Source organism: Streptomyces sp. NPDC007929 (assembly GCF_042959065.1).
GTDB lineage: Bacteria > Actinomycetota > Actinomycetes > Streptomycetales > Streptomycetaceae > Streptomyces.
Map to the genome: position 1 here is coordinate 588,419 of NZ_JBIBKD010000004.1, position 17,603 is coordinate 606,021.

Below are 17,603 nucleotides of genomic sequence, written 5' to 3' on the forward strand. Positions count from 1 at the left end.
CCTCAGCTCTCTCGCCGTTCGGCACCGGACCGCAGCGCCACCCGGAGCGCCCGCGGCGTCCACTCCTCGCGCAGCGCCCGCCGCATCAGATCCGCCTGCGAGGGCGGGGCCAGTCCGTCGACTGGCGGGTCGCTGTCGAGGTTGGTGGGGAAGGGGTAGCCCTCGGCGCTCGCCGCGATCACGTGCTCCAGCCACGCCTGATCGGCACCCTCCGCCTTGCGCTTGAGCAGCACCGGATACACCGCGTTCGCCACTGCCTCCCGGTCCACCGTCTCCATCGCACGCCCGAACGCGGACGACACCTGCAGCAGGTTGGCCATGCGCCGGACGTCCGCGGAGCGGTTGGGGCCGGCCGCGTGGAAGAGGGCCGGGTTGAAGAACACGGCGTCGCCCTTGGCGAGCGGCAGCTGCACCTGGTGCGCGTCGAAGTAGGCCCGGAACTCCGGGCGCCGCCAGGCGAGATAGCCCGGCTCGTACTTCTGCGAGTGCGGCAGGTACATGGTCGGCCCGGACTCCACGGGCATGTCGCAGTGCGCGACCGCGCCCTGGAGTGTCAGCACGGGGGAGAGGCGGTGCACGTGCGCCGGATAGGCGGCGGCCACCTCGTCGGACAGAAAACCCAGGTGGTAGTCGCGGTGCGCGGTCTGGGCGGCCCCGCCCGGGTTGACCACGTTGAGCTGGGAGGTGACCTGGTAGCCGGGGCCCAGCCAGGCGCCGGCCACCAGGGCCAGGATGTCGTTCGCGTAGTAGTCGGCGAACACCTCGGGGTCGTAGAGGGCCGCCTTCTCCAGCGCGTTCCAGACCCGGTCGTTGGCTCCGGGCTTCGCGAAGTGATCACCGGCCGGGGCCCCCGAGGCGCGCTGCTCGGCGATCAGCGCCTCGAACACCTCGGTGGCCCGGTCCACGACCCGGTGGTCGGGGAAGGCACCGCGGAAGACCACGATGCCGGGCCCGTCGGTGAGCGCCCGCACCAGCTCGGCCTGGACCACCCGGTCGCCTTCCAGCAGGCCGCAGTCGTAGACGGGCACATTGCGCTCCACGGCGCAGGCGTGCGGATGGTCGGCGGGGTCGGTGGCCTGCTCGACCAGCGCGCGGAACGCGTCGAGATCGCAGTCCTGCTCGGACAGCCAGGCACGGTGGTGGACGGAGGTGAAGGACATCGTCGTCCCTTCGGGGTCACGGAGCGACGCAGCCCTGTCATTCTTGTCAGTACAAACCCCTCGAACAACCAGCAGTGAGCCATCAAAAACCCCTCAAGGAGCCGGCGCATGGGCCACCCGTTCCCGATCCGGGAGATCGCACGACAGGCGGGCCTGAGCGAGGCGACCGTCGACCGGGTGCTGAACGGCAGGGGAGGCGTGCGCGAGAGCACCGCACGCGAGGTCCGCCAGGCCATCGCCGATCTCGACCGGCAGCGCACCCAGGTGCGGCTCGTCGGCCGCACCTTCATGGTCGACATCGTGATGCAGGCACCCGAGCGGTTCACCACGGCGATCCGCGCCGCCCTGGAGGCCGAGCTGCCGTCGCTGCGTCCGGCGGTGCTGCGCTCCCGCTTCCACTTCCGCGAGACCGGCCCGGCCGTGGAACTCGTACGGACCCTGGACCGGATCGCCCGCCGCGGCTCGCAGGGCGTGATCCTCAAGGCCCCGGACGTCCCCGAGGTCACCGCCGCCGTCGGCCGGCTCGAAGCCGCCGGGGTGCCGGTCGTGACCCTGGTGACCGACCTGCCGGCCAGCGCCCGCCTCGCCTACGTCGGCATAGACGACCGGGCCGCGGGCGCGACGGCGGCCTATCTGATGGGCCAGTGGCTGGGGGAGCGGCCGGGCAACATCCTCACCAGCCTCAGCAGCGGCTTCTTCCGCAACGAGGAGGAGCGCGAGATGGGCTTCCGCAGCGTCATGCGCGCCCGGCACCCCGAGCGCACGCTGGTCGAGATAGCCGAGGGCCAGGGGCTGGACGCCACCCAGTACGACCTCGTCCGGGCCGCTCTGGAACGCGACCCCGGCATCCGCGCGGTGTACTCGATCGGCGGGGGCAACATCGCCACGCTGCGCGCCTTCGACGACCTCGGGCGCGAGTGCGCGGTGTTCGTCGCGCACGACCTGGACCACGACAACACCCGTCTGCTGCGCGAGCACCGGCTGTCCGCCGTGCTCCACCACGACCTGCGCCAGGACGTGCGCGAGGCCTGCCACACCGTGATGCGCGCCCACGACGCGCTCCCCCCGGCGGGCCCGACCCTGCCGTCGGCGATCCAGGTGGTGACGCCGTACAACATGCCCCCGCAGGCGGCCGTGTGATCCGCGGGCGCTGCCGGGCGTGGGTCCGGGAGGAGCCGCGTGCCGCCCCCTACCGTCGGGCGCATGTGGACCTCGCGCCCGGACGGCGGCCCCGAGCGGTTGGTGACCCTGGTCGACGGTGTGTTCGCCATCGCCATCACCCTGCTCGTCCTGGATCTCTCCGTACCCCGGGAGCTCGACCCCGCCGCCTACCGCCGGGCCCTCGGAGAGCTGCTCCCGGACCTCGGGGCCTACGCGTTGAGCGTCGCGGTGCTGGGGAGCTTCTGGCGTGACCACCGGCGGATCTTCCAGGACGTCCGGGAGGTCGACGGCCAGGTGATCGGCCTCTCGGTGGTCGGCCTGGGCGTCGCGGCCCTGGTGCCGTTCCCGACCCGGCTGCTCGCCGAGTACGGCGCGCAGTCCGTGTCGGTCGCCGTCTACGCGGGTGCCGTCGCCGCGCTGGGCGCCTGCCACCTCGCAGTGGCCGCCGTCCTGGCGAGACGCCCCTGGCTGCGCCACGACAGGCCCTCGGAGGCGGCGACCACGCTCTACCTCGTCGACAGCGCCACCTCGGTGCTGGTCTTCCTCGCCACCGTCCCGTTGGTCCTGGTGACGGGCCCGAGGATCATGTGGATGTGGCTCGCCCTGGTCCCGGTGAAGATCTACCTGGGCCGAAGGCTTCAGCGCTCCGGCTGAGGGCGCGAGCCCCGGCCGGGGCGGGTTCACCCCCGCCCCGTCACCTCGACCCAGCTCCCGCTCTGCGCCGAGCGCGCCATCGCGTCCAGCGCGGCGGCGCCGTGCACGGCGTCCGTGAGGGTCGCGCCGTACGGTGTGCCCTCGGCGACCGACCTGAGGAAGCGGTACGCCTCGATGACCTTCAGGTCGTCGTACCCCATGGCGTTCGCGGCGCCCGGCTGGAACGCCGCGAACTCCCCGTGGCCCGGGCCGACATGGACCGTGGTGACGGACTGGTCCTGGTACGTGGTGCCGCGGCTGACGCCGAACTCGTTCATACGGCGGAAGTCCCAGAACACGGCGCCCTTGGTGCCGTGCACCTCGAAGCCGTAGTTGTTCTGCTCCCCGACCGAGACCCGGCAGGCCTCCAGCACGCCGCGCGCCCCCGAGGCGAAGCGCAGCAGGCAGCTGACGTAGTCCTCGTTCTCGACAGGGCCGAGTTCGCCTCCGGTGGCGCGACTGTGGCCCGCCGTGGCGCCCGCGGGCCGGGCCCGCTGTGGAAGGAAGACGGCCGTGTCGGCCGTCAGGGACGTGACGTCACCGAGCAGATGGCGGGCCAGGTCCACACCGTGCGACGCCAGGTCGCCCAGCACCCCGCTGCCACCCCGCTCCCGCTCGTAGCGCCAGGTCAGCGCGGACTCGGGGTGGGCCGCGTAGTCGCTGAAGAGCCGGATCCGGACATGCGTGACGGTGCCGATCTCCCCGGAGGAGATCAGCTCGCGGGCCGCCTCCACGGCGGGCGCGTTGCGGTAGTTGAAGCCCACGGCTCCCTGCACGCCGGCCCTGGCGACCGCGTCCGCCACCGCCCCGGCGTCCTCGGCGGTCAGGCCCACCGGCTTCTCGATCCAGATGTGCTTGCCCGCCTCGGCCATGGCGACACCGATCTCACGGTGCAGGAAGTTCGGCGCCGTGATGCTGACCGCCCGCACCCGAGGGTCGGCGGCCACCTCGCGCCAGTCCCGGCTCGTCGAGGCGAACCCGAACTGTGCGGCGGCCTCCTCAGCCCGGCCCGGCACCTCCTCCGCGACCGTCACCAGCTCCGGGACGAGGGGCAGCCGCGGATAGTGGTGCCGCACACGCGCGTACGCCTGGGTGTGCACCCGCCCCATCCAGCCGAATCCGATGACGGCGACGCCGAGCGTGTCCACCATGAGAGCCCCTCTTTGGACCGTTCCAGAACCTGTCCAGGCCACCCTGGGCGGGGTTCACCGACGCTGTCAACCCTTTGACAAGCCGCGCCACCCCATGGAACGGTCCATCCCATGAGAGCGCCGACGATCCGGGACGTGGCCGAACGCGCCGGCGTCTCCAAGTCGCTGGTCTCCCTGGCGCTGCGCGGCTCCGACCAGGTGCGACCCGAGAAGCGGGACGCCGTGCTCCGGGCCGCCGAGGAGCTCGGCTACCGGCCCAACGCCGCCGCCCGCAGCCTCAGCGAACAGCGCACCCGCACCATCGGCGTCCTCCTGAACGACCTGCGCAACCCCTGGTTCGTCGACCTCCTGGACGGCCTGAACTCCCTGCTGCACGCAGGCGGCCTGCACATGCTGCTGGCCGACGCCCGCCTCAATCGCCGCACCGGCCAGGACCCGGCCGATCCGCTGCTGGATCTGCGGGTCGACGGGCTGGTCGTGGTCGGCACGCTGCCCGACCCGGCGGCCCTCGGCCCGGTCGCCGAGCGGATCCCGGTCGTGCTGGCCGCCTCCCGCGAACCCGCCCCGCCGGGCGTCGACGTCGTGGCGGGCGACGACGAGCGGGGCGCCCGGCTGGCCGCCGAGCACCTGACCGGCCTCGGGCACCGCCGTATCGCGCACATCGCGGGCTACGGAGCGGTGGGCGAGCTGCGCCGCCGCGGCTTCGAGGCGACGATGCGCCGGCACGGTCTCGCGGACGAGGCGCTGGTCGAGCCGAGCGACATGACCGAGGAAGGCGGCTACCGCACGACCGTCCGGCTGCTCAGCCGCCCCGACCGGCCCACGGCCGTCTTCGCCGTCAACGACATCGCCGCCATCGGTGTGCTCTCGGCGGCCGAGGAGCTGGGGCTGCGCGTCCCGCGCGACCTGTCCGTCGTCGGCTACGACAACACCAGCATCGCCCGGCTGCGGCACGTGTGGCTCACGACGGTCGACCCCGCCGGTCACGAGGTCGGCCGCCGCGCGGCCCGCTGCCTCCTGGAGCGCTCCGAGGGCACCAAAGGAGCGGGCCGGGTGCATCTGGCCACGCCTACCCTGGAGATCCGGGGGTCGACGGCCCCGGCGCCATGACCGCGCGCCGGTGGCCCGTCGGTGCGGATCATGCGGGCGTCGCGGGACGCGGCACGCGCTCAGAGGTTGATCGCGTACGCCTTTCGGAGGGTCTCGTGCACCGTCCACGTCGTACGGTCGCCCTCGCGCAGGACGGCCATGTCGCCGGGCCCGACCGTGAGCGTCGGCCCGCCCTCGACCTCGATCGTGGCCGCGCCGCTGATCACCACGAACAGTTCGTCGGCCTCGGTGTCGGTGACCACGCCGGGCGTGATCTGCCAGACGCCCCGGACCTGACGGCCGTCCTCCGACTCCCAGACCACCTTTCCGGTCACCTCGGGCGTCCCGGAGACGATCTGCTCGGGCGCGAGCGGCTCGGGCGTGAGCTCGGCGTCGGGGATGTGGAGTACGAAGCTGTCCGTCATGCGGCGACCCTAGCCCCGACCGGCCGGGCAGCGGCCTGGACACAGTGTGCGGTGTCGGCGGGAGCGGGTCGGCACTGCGTCGCTCGTCGTCCGCTCGCCGGCGGTGGTGGAGCGAGCGCTGTCCGTCTCAACCCCTTTGCCCTGGTCGGGAGTTCCCGCCGACTCGCGTATTGTTTGCGGCATATGCCCAGGAGTTGAGAGATCCGGGGCATACGAGCGCGTTGGGCGAAGGGGGAACCAGGACGTGGACGAGACGGGGCGACGCACCGCGCGGCGGACCGGACTGCCCTCAGGTGCCGTCACGGCACTGCTGGCCGTGGCGGCCTGCGCCGGCCATGCGACCAAGGCGGACCTGCCCTGGTGGGCCGTCCTCGCCGTCGCCGTCTCGGCGGTGGGCCTCGCCGGCTGGACCCGGCGCCCGGAACGGCCGTCGGCGCGGGCCGGGGGACGACTCCCCATGCGGTAGGGTTGACCTGCGTGATCACGCGGTTCACCCGCACGATACGCAACGGGACGTGGCGCAGCTTGGTAGCGCACTTGACTGGGGGTCAAGGGGTCGCAGGTTCAAATCCTGTCGTCCCGACTCGTACGAGTCGCAGGCCGGAGTGGTTCCGGGGGTATCCGGAACATCCGTGACATAGGCCACCCGTGTGCATCCGCACCGAGGGTGTTTGCGTTCGCGTCGGCTGGAAAGTGACCCTGTAGTCACCGGATCGGCAGTCCGGTGACGGGTGACCGAAAGCCGGAAAGAGGAGGTTCGATGTCCTCGAAGCGACGTCGCAAGAAGAAGGCCCGCCGCAAGAACGGCGCCAACCACGGCAGCCGTCCGCAGTCCTGAGGGCTCTGCGAGCACGCCGACGCGAACGGGTGGGTGGCCTCCTCGGCCACCCACCCGTTCGCGTTCGCGTCAGGTGCCGGCGCAGCCGTGCGGGGACGTGGAGGAGCGCACCCCGTCGGTCGAGGCCGCAGCCGTGCCCGGCGTGCCCTCGCCGGGCGCCGGATGCCGGGGGAGCGGTTTCGGCAGCACCGTGGGGTGCGGCCCCTGCCCGTCCCGGCGGCGGGAGCAGCAGCCGAACGCGATCTGCGCCCCGTAGTGCAGGAGATTGACCGTCACCACGGCCGGGGCGACGATGCCGACCGTCTTGGGGAAGTCCGCTTCGAGGGTGAGGGCGAGCAGCACGGCCGTGAGCCCGTTCTGCTGGCCGATGCCCAGCAGGACCCGGTCCCTGCGCGACAGACCGCGGACGAAGAGCGGCATCAGCAGCACGGCCACCACCGCCTGCGCCACGAACGCCGTGGCGCCGAGCAGCACTCCCGGCCCGAGCGAGATCCCCTGGGCGACGAACAGGCCCAGCAGGACGGTGGCGAGCAGGAAGGCACCGGTGACGGCCCGCGCGAGCGGCTTGGTGAACGCCCCCGTGCGCAGGAACAGTCCCGCCACCGCCATGGCCAGCATGAGCATGTTCGCCGCGGCGAACAGCAGCACGGCCCCGAGCAGGACGACGGCGAGCGGTGTCGCCGGACGCCGGGGGAGTACGGGCCGCTGACCGGCGGCCCGCCGCGCCGGCCACAGTCTGCCGCCCGCCCACCACGCCAGCAGGGCACCGGCCAGCAGCAGCGCGTTGAGCACCAGTCCGAGGGCGTAGCCCCGGGCGCCGCCGCCCATCACCGAGGGCGTGCCGGTGTGCCCGGCGGCCGCGTAGGCGTAACCGGCGACGTACAGCGTCAGCAGGACCGTCATCGGGTCGTCGAAGGAGGCCCACGCCGTGAGCAGGGAGCGGGCGCGCTGCGACATGTGCCCGTCCTCGCTGAGGGCGGCCACCGACAGCGGATCGATCTGCGCGACGACGATGCCGAGGACCAGGTACTCCGGGCGGTCGAAGGCCCAGACCATGACGCCCGAGATCATCCCCGCCTTGAGGACCACCCCCAGCGTGACCGCGGCCACCACGCCCCGCAGGTCACGGCGCAGATCCGCGAGATCGATGCCGTACGTGCTGCCGTACAGCCCCACGGCCAGCAGCAGCCCCGTGGCGACGACGTACCCGGTGGTGCCGACCAGCGGTGACGGGTCCGCCGCCAAGCCGGTCAGAGTCCCCAGGACCAGCGCGCCGAGCGCGCCGAGCAGAACGGCCGGAACCGGCGGCAGCTTGCGCCGGACACGGTCGCGTCGGGACTTCTCCACTCGCTTCCCCCCATCCCCCGTGGTGCGCCGCGAGCACAGTCGGGCCCAAGGCACCTCGTGCGCCGGTCGATACGGATGTGCAACCGCGAGAGCAATCAAGCGTAGATGCCGGTTCCCGGACGGCGTAACACCATTGCCGGCCGTTACTGACGCTGCCCGGAGCCGGACGCCGGTGAACGCCCTTCACCCGTGCGGTGGAACCACGGAGCCCCGGCCGGTGCGCCCCGCGTCCGCCCCGGCGCCCCCGGCGGGGACCCGGACGGCATCGCGTCCGACGCGCGTGCGCCCCCGCACCCGGCCGGGCGTCGGCGTGAACGCGCGGACGGCGGCGCACGCGCCGGTGGGCCGCACGCGGCCGGCGGGAGCCGGTGGCCACCCGTCCCCCCCGGGGCACATGGCATGGTCGAGGACGTCACCCACCCCCATGGGCGACGTCCTCGACCGCTCCCCCGGTGCCGGACTGTGGCTCAGGTGTCCGCGCGGCGGTGGGGTGCCGTCACCAGCACATCACCGCCGTCTCGCCGCTGCCCCAGGCGGAGTAGAGGCGTACGCGGACCACATAGCGGCGGCCCTTGACGAGCCGCGCGACGATCGTGGCGTTCTGCTCGGTCCCCCCGTCGTCCCGGCCGGCGACGTAACGAGGCCGCCCGTCCCGCTCCTCGAAGAGCACCACGACGGCGTCGCAGTCGCCGAAGGTGCCCAGCGTGTACGTGCGGGTCTCCGGCGGGTCGATCACGAAGTCCGCCTGCTCGCCCGGGCCGAGACCCAGCGGCGCCGAGCGGAACGGCACCAGCGCGGGCGCCCCCTGCGAAGGCGCCGGCGGATACCAGCGCAGCACCGACTCCTTGTCGGCAGCCGACAGGGTGCCGGGCGGGTTGAGACCCCCGCGATACTGCTCCGGCTCCAGGATCAGCCCCGGCGCGAACGGGAACCCCATGATCGACTGCGGGTCCCAGCACGGATGGTCGGCCTCGTCCGGGCCGAGCTTGCGCAGGATGTTGTAGTGCGTCCGCTCCCGGCTCCAGTGGTGTGGCGGGCCCGCCAGTTCGGCGTAGACGGCCTCGTCGTCCCAGTGGATGCCCGCGAATGGACTCTGGTGCTCGTGCAGCAGGCCGAGCGCGTGTCCGATCTGGTGCAGGGCCGTCGCGCGCTCCCCGGGCGCGGTCAGGTCCCAGCCGAAGTTCATGGTGCGCTCCTGCCGGCCGGCGAGCAGCGCGTCCCGGCCCACCGACGACCAGGAGCCGTCGCCGGCCTGGAAGCCGATGCGCAGCTCGGCCTCCGAACGGTCGTCGACCTCGGCGAAGGTGATCCCGATGCCGAGGTCCTGCCACTCCCCGAAACACGACCGCACCACGTCGCGCTGGTCCTCGGCACCGGCCCATGACACCCGCCGCGTCATCCCCCTCCCCGGCACGGGGATGACGGACGCGTCGGTGTCACCGTCGAAGAACCAGTAGTGCAGCACGGTGCCGTTGACCCACTTGCGCCGCCCGCCCGCGAGCGCGCCGAGCCGCTCGGCGGCCTGCCCCGGTGCGAGGGCGGGCGCCGGCGTACGAGCCAGCGAGCAGTAGCGTGCGGTCATGGGCCACAGCCTGCCCCGCGGCCCGGCCCGGGCGCCTGAGTCGGGGGCTACTCAAGTCGCCCTGTATCAAAGGTGAGTAACCGCGCTCATGTCTGTGTGATGACTTACGAGAGGGACGCGACGACGCTGGAGCTGCCCTGGCCGTTCGCCGGGCGGGAGGACGAACTGGAGTCGGTCCGGAGGTCGTTGGCCGGCGTACGGCGGGGCATCGTGGTGACGGGCCCGGCCGGCTGCGGCAAGACCCGCCTCGCCGCCGAGGCGATCCGCGGCACCGACTGCGCGCGGGCGGCCGGTACGGCCGAGAGCCGGGCCGTCCCCTTCGCGGCGTTCGCCCATCTGCTGCCGGAGTCCGTCACATTGCACCGCGCGGTCCGCCTGCTGTCCGGTGTCCGCACGCTGCTGGTCGACGACGCGCACCTGCTCGACGACGCCTCCGCCGCCCTCGTCCACCACCTCGCCGTGCACGGGCGGACCCGGCTGCTGATCGTCGCCACGGACGGCGTGCCGGTGCCCGGCGCGATCTCCCGGCTGTGGACCGGCGACCTCTTGCCGCGCCTCGCCCTGGAGCCGCTGCCCGGGGAGGAGACCGGCCGGCTGCTCACCGCCGCGGCCGGTCCGCTCGACGCGCTCACCGCGAACCGGCTGCGCCGTCTGAGCCGGGGCGACCTGCGGCTGCTGCGGGACCTGCTGGGCGCGGTGCGCGGGCTGCTGGCCCCCGTCCCGGGCACCGGGGAGCGGGCCTGGCGGGGCCCCGTCCCGCTCACCGCGGCCGTCCGTGAGCGCACCGCCCCGGTCCTCGGCCGGACCCGCCCGCTCGAACGCGAGACCCTGGACCGCCTCGCCTTCGCCGAGCCCCTGCCCGCGCACCTGGACGACCTGGACCTCGGCGCCCTCGAATCGCTGGAGTCCGACGGGCTGATCGAGGTCGACGACCACGGCGCCGTCCGTCTCGCCCACCCGCTGTACGGGCCGGCGCTCCGGGCCGCCGCGGGCCGGCTGCGGGCCCGCCGGCTGGCCCGGACGGCCGACGAGTACGCCGCCGCCCTCGACGCCGAGTCGGCCGCGCTGGCGTTGCGGATCGAGCGGGCCGACGTACGGGCGATGGCCACGCCGGTGGGGGAGTGGCTGGTCGCCGGGGGAGGTGTGCTGCCGGGCGGGTACGCGGCGGTGCGTGCCCGGTTCGCCTTCTTGCGGGGGGAGGTGCGGGAGGCGGCGGCCTGGGCGCGGGAGGGGCTGCGGGGCGATCCCGGGCACGCGGCCTGCCGGGCCGAACTCGACCGCGCCTCGGCGGTGGTGGACAGCCCGGGCGATCCCGGCCCGGCCCCGGAGGCGCTCACCGACCCCTACGACGCCGTGCGCCTCGGCGCCCCCGGGAAGGGCGCCGACCGGCTCGGCGGCGTCTTCGCCCGGCACGCCGACGCGCTCACCCGTGCCGACGGGCCGGACCTGGACGAGGTGGCCCGGGAACTGGAGCGGAGAGGCTTCCGGCTGTTCGCCGCCGAGGCGTACGCCCAGGCCGTGGGCGCGCACCGGGACCCGCGCGCCGCACGGCACTCCCGCACCCGGGCCGTCGCCCTGGCCCGGCGCTGCCAGGGCGCCCGCACGCCCGCACTGTCCGGTCTGGTCCTCGGCGAACTCACAGCCCGCCAGCGGCAGATCGTCACCCTGGCGGCGAGCGGACTCACCAACCGGCAGATCGCCGAACGCCTCACGCTGTCCGTGCGCACCGTCGGAAACCACCTGTACAGCGCCTACGCCCGCCTCGGCGCGAACGACCGCGCCGCCCTGCCCCGCCTGGACCACACCCCGGAAGCCCAGCCCGCCTGACGACCCCTCGACCGGCGGCCTGACCCGAACAGGGGACGGGTCAGGCCGCCACCCCCACAAGGGCCGCCTCGCCCCCCCCGGACTATGCCGCCCCGAAGGCCGAGAAGGCCCAGCCCGTTGCCTGGTGCAGGGTGTCGCCCGGGAGGGCGGTGCGGGCGTCACGCAGGGCTTCCGCCAGGGAGAGGCCGGCGTCGAGGCCCTTGTGCAGGGCGAGCATCAGCGGTACCACCGCGGCGTCGTTCACGGGCGCGCTGCACGCCAGCACCCCGGCCGTGCCGAGCGGCAGCAACGCCGTGACCAGGCCCAGGAGTTCGTCGGCGCCGACGGAGGCGAGGCGGGCGGTGTCGCAGCAGGACAGGATGATCCGGTACGGGCTGCGGTCCAGCCGCTCGAAGTCGTGCACGACGATGGGCCCGTCGGCCATCCGCAGGGACGAGAACAGCGGACTGTCCGCGCGGAACGTGCCGTGCGCGGCGATGTGCGCCAGCGCCGCCCCGTCCAGTTCCTCCAGCACCCGCGGCACCCGCGCCTCACCCTCCTCCAGAACCGTCGCACAGCCGTACCGGCCGGCCAGCTCGGGCACCTCGGCACCGCCGGTCGCCAGCCCCGGGCCGCGCACCAGCACATGCCGGCCCTCCGGCGGCGGCGCGGTCTCCCGGGCCCGCAGCCAGCTGCCCGCCGACGGTGACACGCTGAGCACCCGTTCCCGCAGCGACGGCAGCAGCGCCCACGGCACGCGGTGCAGCCGCCCCGGCGGCACGATCACCACCGGACCCCCGCCCAGCCGCGCCGCGGCCGGTCCGAGGAGCAGCTCCTCCAGCCGCCGCCCCGCCGCCTCCACCACCGCAAGCCGGGCCTCCGCCCCGGGGTGGGCCAGCCGCCGCAACCCCGCCTGCACGTGCTCGGCCTCGGTCTCGGCCTCGGCGAGCAGCCCGGCCTCGAAGCGGCGCACCCGCCCCCGCCCGCACAGCAGCACCTGCACCCGTCCGTCGAGGACGGCCAGTTCCACCAGCAGGACCTCGTCGCCCAGCCGCTCCAGCAGCCGCCCGACGTCGAACCGGTCACCGTCCCCGGGCGCCTCGCCCCGCATGTGCAGCGTGCGGGAGCGGATCTCCCGCTCCAGGCGCCGCTGTTCACGCTCCAGCGCCGGAACCGGCCGGCCCTCCATCCGCGCGGCCTCCGCGCGCGAGGCGATCTCACGGAAGGCGGTCATACCGCTGAGCAGCTCAGGGTCGGCGGGCGGCCGGGTCGGCGGGGTGGACAGCACGGTCGCACGCCAGCGCTCGCTCCACACCAGCAACCGCCGCGGCCCGCCGGAGACCAGACTGGCCCGCTGCGCCAGAGCGGCCAGCTCCGCGCCCTGCTCGGTGGCGCGGGCCCGCAGCTCCGAGGCGCCCAGTGTCATCCGGTGGTCGTCGAGGACGTCCAGGCCCCGCCGGCAGGCCTCCAGCACCCCCCGGGCCGACCCCGCGGCCCGCGCCCGCAGCGCCTGCGCCGCCCAGCCCGTCATCCGGGCCAGCGGCGGACCACCGCGACGGCTGCGCGCGGCCACGGCCAGGTGCCGTTCCGCGTCCGCCGTCCAGCCCAGGTCCAGCGCGATCCGTCCCGCGAGCAGCGACGCCTCCGGCGCGGCCGGCGCGCCGAAGGACGCCAGCTTCCCGGCCACCGCGGCGGCGTCGGCCACCAGCCGTCCCGAACCGCGGCCGGCCGCGTGCCGGGCCTCGATCAGCACCAGCCGGGCGTGCGTCTCCCACCAGGTGCGCCGCTGCCCGGCGAACAGCCGTACCGCGAGGGCGGCGCGGGCGATCGCCGTGTGCGGATCACCCGCCCGCCGGGCGGCCCGCGCGGCGGCCAGCAGCAGCTCCGCCTTGCGGGTGGACTGCCCGCCGATCCCGTCCAGCTTGCCGATCGCCGCGTCCGCCTCGGCCAGCGCCTCCCGGGCGAGACCGGCCGCCATCAGCACCTCGCAGCGCCGGATGTTCAGCATGAAGGTCGGCGTGCCGAGCCGGGCGTACCGCTCCTCCGCCTCGTCCAGCAGCCGCAGCGCCGCCGGCACGTCACCCGACCGGAACGCGGCAAGACCCCGGCTCTCCACCGCGTCGGCCTTGTCGTGTTCCTGGCCGGTGGTGTCCCACAGCGCCTCCGCCGCCGTGAAGTCCGCCTCCGCCCGCTCCACCGCCCCCAGCGCCAGATGCACGGTGGCCCGCAGGGTCAGCGCCCGCGCCGTCCAGATCACGTCGTCCGCCTGCCGCAGTACCGGCACCGCCCGGCGCACGTCCTCCAGCGCCTCCCGATGACGGCCGAGCACCCACCACACGTACGCCCGCCGGTACAGCACCCGGGCCCTGGTGTGCCCCGCGCCCCGCGCGACCCCGCGCTCGAACGCCGCCAGGCCCTCCCGGGTGCGGCCCGCGTGCACCAGTGCCACACCCAGCGTGGCCAGCACATCCGCCTCACGGTCCGCCGATTCGGCGCGCGCCGCGCATTCCCGGGCCCGCCGCAGATGGTGCAGCGCGAGCCGCAGATCGCCGAAGTCCCGCTGCCAGATGCCGATCACCTGGTGGGCCACCGAGGCGTCCAGCGGGGAAGGACCGGCGTCGAGCAGCGCCCGGGCCCTCGCGAGGGCCTCGCCCGGGTCGGCGAACACCATCGGCAGCAGTTCCGTCACCGAGTCGCTTCCCGCTGTCACTCCTCGGATGGTAGTGGTCCCGGGGCGCGCCCCACAGGTGTCGGCCTGTATCAAGGGACGGCTGCGCGGCTCATGCTGACGACCGCTCAGCGAAACCGGCCGACGCCGTCGCTTCAACGGGAGGACCCGCATGGCACCTCAGCGATTCCACGAGCAGTTCGACCAGATCCAGCGCTCCATGCCGGACGTCCCCCTGGCGATGGGCCCGGACGACTCGGCGGAGTTCATGTACGAGAAGGGCGTGGTCCTCGTCCGCGACGGCGAGGAGGCCCGGATCGTGGAGGACACGGTACGGGCGCACTTCACCGCCGCCCCCGACCTCGATCAGGAGCAGATCCGCCGGGCGGGCCCGCAGACCAACCGCAGCGGCGTCACCCGCATCCGTGTCGGCGACCCCGGCGAGGGTGCCCGGAACACCGACCGGGCCGTCGCCCACGCCCTGCGCTCGGTACGGGAACAGGAGTCCAGGGCCGGGCGCCGGATGGTCGCCCGGAACCACGTGGTGCACATCGCGGTCAACGCCTGCCCCGGTGACGAACCCGTCCCCGCCCCGCTCAGCGAGCCGCCCAACCCGGCCGCCGCCGACACGCCCCACGACCCCGACACCGCCGTCGGCGTCCTCGTCGTCGACACCGGCCTCATGCACGACTACCGCGCCTGCGGCCTGCTGTCCCACACCAGTGGCGACGCCCAGGTGCGGGAGTGCGACGACCAGGGCGTCCTGCGGCAGTACGTCGGACACGGCACCTTCATCGCCGGGCTCGTCGCCGCCGTCGCGCCCAACACCGACATCACCGTCCGCGGCAGCCTCAACGACGCGGGCGCGATCCTGGAGTCGGAGTTCGGCGAGCGGCTCTTCGACGCCGTCGACGCGGGCGGCTGGCCCGACGTCCTCAGCCTCTCCGCCGGCACCTCCAACGGCCGCACCGACGGTCTGCTCGGCGTCGAGAACTTCATGCGGGAACTGCGCGAGCAGCGCACCCTGCTGGTCGCCGCCGCCGGCAACAACGCCAGTGCCGCGCCGTTCTGGCCCGCCGCCTACGCCGATCTGCCCGGCTGGGAGGACTCCGTGCTGTCGGTCGGCGCCCTGCGCAGCGACGGCGAGTACGGCGCCTGCTTCACCAACCACGGCCCCTGGGTGAAGGTCTACGCCCCCGGCGAGCGCCTCACCAGCGCCCTCACCGGCTTCGAGTCCCCCGTCCCGTACGTGTACCAGCACTCCACGTACGACGCCTGCCGCTACGGCTTCTCCTACGGCTGCACCTGCCGGCACCCGCGCCACAGCGGCGTGCTGAGCGAGGAGGGCAACGCCGCCAAGCCGGACCAGGTGATGTTCGAGGGGTACGCGCAGTGGAGCGGTACCTCCTTCGCCACCCCCGTGACCGCCGGTCTGGTCGCCGCCCACATGACGGCGCACAAGGAGACCGACCCGCGCGCCGCCCGGCGGCAACTGCTCGCCGCCAACGCCGAGTTGGCGGAGGTGCGCGGCGCGCACGTCCCGGCGCTGCGTCCGCCCACCTGGCGCCCGGTCCCGGTCGTGCCCCTCGGCCCCGGGCTGTGAGGACCGGAGCCGCCCCCGCCACGGCGTACGATGGCGTGCCGTATTCGAGGGGTGGGGCTGCCGTGGACCGTGTGGATGCCGGCGCGCTCGTCCAGGCGGCCGCCGACGGTGACGCGGGGGCCTGGAAGGCGCTCGTGGAGGGGCTGAGCCCCCTGGTGTGGTCCGTCGTGCGGGCCCACCGGCTCTCCGACGCCGACGCCCATGAGGTGTACCAGACGGCCTGGTTCCGCTTCGCCCAGCACCTGGGGCGGATCCGGGAGCCCGGCAAGGCCGGGGCGTGGCTGGCGAGCACCGCCCGCCACGAGTGCCTCAAGGTGATCAGGAACTCCCAGCGGCTGACCCTGACCGACGATCCGCGGCTGCTGGACCGGGTCAGCGAGGACGACACGCCCGAGCAGTCGCTGCTCGACTCGGAGGAGGCCGCGGCGCAGAGCGAACGCGTACGGCGGCTGTGGCAGGAGTTCGAGGAACTGGGCGAGCGGTGCAGGCAGTTGCTGCGCGTGCTGATGGCCACGCCGCCGCCCAGCTACCAGGACGTGTCCGCCGCGCTGGGGATCGCGGTGGGCAGCATCGGGCCGCTGCGCCAGCGCTGTCTGCGGCGCCTGCGGGCCCGGCTCGAAGCACGGGGGGCGATATGAGCGACCGGAACGACGGCAGGTTCGACGACGGCCTGTACGACCACGACCTGTACGAGGACGACCTGTCCGGTGAAGAGGACTGGGGCGGTGCGGAGTTCGACGCCGGGTTGCTGGAGGAGGAGCTGCGGCAGGCGGCCGCCGTCCTCGACCCGGTGCCGCCGCAGCTCCAGCAGCTCGCGGTCGACGCCTACGCGCTGCACGACCTGGACGCGCGGGTGGCCGAGCTGACCTTCGACTCGCTGGTCGACGCCCTGCCGGTCCGGGGTGCCACCGACGTGCCCCGGATGCTGACCTTCCGGGCGGGCGAGGTGACCGTCGACGTCGAGGTGAGCGCGGGGGGACTGATGGGGCAGGTGCTGCCGCCGCAGCCGGCCCGGATCGAGGTCCTCGGCGGCCCCCGCCCCGGCTCCCCCCTCACGGCCGACGCCCTGGGCCGCTTCACCGCCGACGTGCCCCTGTCCGGCCCCTTCGCCCTGCGCCTGCGGACGGGCGAGGACGTCCTGGTCACCGAGTGGCTGCGGGCCTAGGGACTTTCGTTTGGATCAGGTCGCGGGGAATCGGCGGTGCTGGTCCCGCCGGTGAGCGGGCTGATCCAAACGACAGGCCTTGGTCACGGCACTGCGTCGACCAGTGCGGCCAGTGCCTCGCCGAGCCGCTCCAGCCCCGGCCCGGCGGGGCCGCCCGGCTCGGTCATGTAGGTGTCCCGGCGGATCTCCACCATCAGCGCGCTGACCTCGGGGCGCTTCCCGTAGAACTCCAGGGGCACGTAGGTCCCGCTGAACGGGGTGTCGAGCTCCGTCTCCCCGAACGCCTCCCGGGCGGCGGCCCGCAATGCGGCAGGAGTGTGGAAGGGGTCGGTGCCGAGGCAGACCGCCGGGCGGGGGCCATCGCCGTGCAGCTCGTAGGGCAGCGGCCGGCTCGGGTAGGAGTGCACATCGACGATCACGGCCCGTCCGGTGGCTTCCAGCCGGTCCGCCACGGCCCGTGCCATCGCCCGCGCGTACGGCTCGAAGTACCGCTGGAGAAGCGGCCCGCCGTCAAAGCCGCCGGGCCGCAGCACCCCGCCGTGCGTGGTCCGCGTGTACACCGCCCCCATCCCGGCGGCGAGCATCTCCTCACGCTCGTCCGGGAACCGCTCCGGGTCGACGACCAGCCGCGACAGCCGGTTGACGAACCGCCACGGTGTGACGCCGGCCGACCCGGCCGCGACCTCGGCGATCCGGTCCGTGTGCGCGTCGGTGATGTGGTCGAGTTCCCGCTCCAGCTCCTCGTCGCCCAGCACGATCCGCTCCCGTACCGCGTCCGGGATCTCCCGCGCGGAGTGCGGCACATGGAGGATCACCGGCGACCTCTCGTCTCCGGCGAGCAGCTCGTAGGAGGGCGGGGCGTCGGTCACGAGGGGCTCCAGGGTTGTGATCCGGTGGCGTCGGAGAAGGGCGTGG

The 17,603-nt window shown here is 74.2% G+C and carries 16 protein-coding genes and 1 tRNA gene; 10 read left to right on the forward strand and 7 right to left on the reverse strand.

Annotated features, from left to right (window positions below; all coding sequences use genetic code 11):
• Window positions 1-2: 2 nt before the first annotated feature.
• The gene (locus tag ACFZDE_RS16250; RefSeq protein ID WP_391200314.1) at window positions 3-1,160 is read right to left on the reverse strand and encodes a phytanoyl-CoA dioxygenase family protein; all 1,158 of its coding nucleotides are present in this window, start codon (window positions 1,158-1,160) and stop codon (window positions 3-5) included.
• 108 nt (window positions 1,161-1,268) lie between these two features.
• Between ACFZDE_RS16250 and ACFZDE_RS16255 the strand changes: the two genes are divergently transcribed.
• Together ACFZDE_RS16255 and ACFZDE_RS16260 are read left to right on the forward strand one after the other, a co-directional pair.
• On the forward strand, window positions 1,269-2,300 hold the full coding sequence (locus ACFZDE_RS16255; protein WP_391200315.1) for a substrate-binding domain-containing protein: 1,032 nt from the start codon (window positions 1,269-1,271) through the stop codon (window positions 2,298-2,300).
• Between the two features lie 63 nt (window positions 2,301-2,363).
• Window positions 2,364-2,975 carry a TMEM175 family protein gene (locus ACFZDE_RS16260; protein WP_390996229.1) on the forward strand — a complete coding sequence of 204 codons (612 nt, stop codon included), beginning with the start codon at window positions 2,364-2,366 and terminating at the stop codon, window positions 2,973-2,975.
• Between the two features lie 26 nt (window positions 2,976-3,001).
• On the opposite strand, the gene ACFZDE_RS16265 is transcribed toward ACFZDE_RS16260, so the two are convergent.
• Complete coding sequence (locus ACFZDE_RS16265; protein ID WP_391200316.1) at window positions 3,002-4,165, reverse strand: Gfo/Idh/MocA family oxidoreductase; 1,164 nt, start codon at window positions 4,163-4,165, stop codon at window positions 3,002-3,004.
• A 111-nt stretch (window positions 4,166-4,276) separates the two neighbouring features.
• Here ACFZDE_RS16265 and ACFZDE_RS16270 point away from each other — a divergent pair, with 111 nt between their 5' ends.
• Complete coding sequence (locus ACFZDE_RS16270; protein ID WP_391200317.1) at window positions 4,277-5,275, forward strand: substrate-binding domain-containing protein; 999 nt, start codon at window positions 4,277-4,279, stop codon at window positions 5,273-5,275.
• A gap of 59 nt (window positions 5,276-5,334) precedes the next feature.
• Here ACFZDE_RS16270 and ACFZDE_RS16275 read toward each other — a convergent pair whose 3' ends face one another.
• Window positions 5,335-5,679, reverse strand: coding sequence for a cupin domain-containing protein (locus ACFZDE_RS16275; RefSeq protein ID WP_390996237.1), 345 nt, complete (start codon window positions 5,677-5,679; stop codon window positions 5,335-5,337).
• Window positions 5,680-5,923: 244 nt separating this feature from the next.
• On the opposite strand from ACFZDE_RS16275, the gene ACFZDE_RS16280 reads away from it, so the two are divergent.
• The 3 genes from ACFZDE_RS16280 (at window position 5,924) to ACFZDE_RS16290 (ending at window position 6,517) form a co-directional block, all read left to right on the forward strand.
• A complete protein-coding gene (locus tag ACFZDE_RS16280; protein WP_390996240.1) occupies window positions 5,924-6,145 on the forward strand; it encodes a hypothetical protein in 222 nt (73 codons plus the stop codon).
• 43 nt (window positions 6,146-6,188) lie between these two features.
• Window positions 6,189-6,262 (forward strand) — tRNA-Pro (locus tag ACFZDE_RS16285).
• A 177-nt stretch (window positions 6,263-6,439) separates the two neighbouring features.
• Complete coding sequence (locus tag ACFZDE_RS16290; protein ID WP_370443954.1) at window positions 6,440-6,517, forward strand: 50S ribosomal protein bL37; 78 nt, start codon at window positions 6,440-6,442, stop codon at window positions 6,515-6,517.
• A gap of 69 nt (window positions 6,518-6,586) precedes the next feature.
• Here ACFZDE_RS16290 and ACFZDE_RS16295 read toward each other — a convergent pair whose 3' ends face one another.
• Together ACFZDE_RS16295 and ACFZDE_RS16300 are read right to left on the reverse strand one after the other, a co-directional pair.
• Complete coding sequence (locus tag ACFZDE_RS16295; protein WP_390996242.1) at window positions 6,587-7,864, reverse strand: hypothetical protein; 1,278 nt, start codon at window positions 7,862-7,864, stop codon at window positions 6,587-6,589.
• A gap of 496 nt (window positions 7,865-8,360) precedes the next feature.
• Entirely contained in the window at window positions 8,361-9,446 is a 1,086-nt protein-coding gene (locus tag ACFZDE_RS16300) for a M12 family metallopeptidase (protein WP_391200318.1), read from the reverse strand.
• A gap of 99 nt (window positions 9,447-9,545) precedes the next feature.
• Here ACFZDE_RS16300 and ACFZDE_RS16305 point away from each other — a divergent pair, with 99 nt between their 5' ends.
• A complete protein-coding gene (locus ACFZDE_RS16305) occupies window positions 9,546-11,273 on the forward strand; it encodes a LuxR C-terminal-related transcriptional regulator (RefSeq protein WP_391200319.1) in 1,728 nt (575 codons plus the stop codon).
• 82 nt (window positions 11,274-11,355) lie between these two features.
• On the opposite strand, the gene ACFZDE_RS16310 is transcribed toward ACFZDE_RS16305, so the two are convergent.
• Complete coding sequence (locus ACFZDE_RS16310) at window positions 11,356-13,923, reverse strand: CHAT domain-containing protein (RefSeq protein WP_391200513.1); 2,568 nt, start codon at window positions 13,921-13,923, stop codon at window positions 11,356-11,358.
• A 169-nt stretch (window positions 13,924-14,092) separates the two neighbouring features.
• Here ACFZDE_RS16310 and ACFZDE_RS16315 point away from each other — a divergent pair, with 169 nt between their 5' ends.
• The 3 genes from ACFZDE_RS16315 to ACFZDE_RS16325 all read left to right on the forward strand — a co-directional run bounded on the left by ACFZDE_RS16315 (window position 14,093) and on the right by ACFZDE_RS16325 (window position 16,688).
• Window positions 14,093-15,523, forward strand: a complete 1,431-nt coding sequence (locus tag ACFZDE_RS16315) for a S8 family serine peptidase (protein WP_391200320.1) — start codon at window positions 14,093-14,095, stop codon at window positions 15,521-15,523.
• Between the two features lie 62 nt (window positions 15,524-15,585).
• Window positions 15,586-16,161, forward strand: a complete 576-nt coding sequence (locus ACFZDE_RS16320; RefSeq protein ID WP_391200321.1) for a sigma-70 family RNA polymerase sigma factor — start codon at window positions 15,586-15,588, stop codon at window positions 16,159-16,161.
• Complete coding sequence (locus tag ACFZDE_RS16325) at window positions 16,158-16,688, forward strand: hypothetical protein (protein ID WP_390996256.1); 531 nt, start codon at window positions 16,158-16,160, stop codon at window positions 16,686-16,688. The genes ACFZDE_RS16320 and ACFZDE_RS16325 overlap by 4 nt, the downstream gene beginning before the upstream one ends.
• 83 nt (window positions 16,689-16,771) lie before the next feature.
• Here ACFZDE_RS16325 and ACFZDE_RS16330 read toward each other — a convergent pair whose 3' ends face one another.
• Entirely contained in the window at window positions 16,772-17,557 is a 786-nt protein-coding gene (locus ACFZDE_RS16330) for an N-formylglutamate amidohydrolase (RefSeq protein ID WP_390996259.1), read from the reverse strand.
• Window positions 17,558-17,603: the final 46 nt, after the last annotated feature.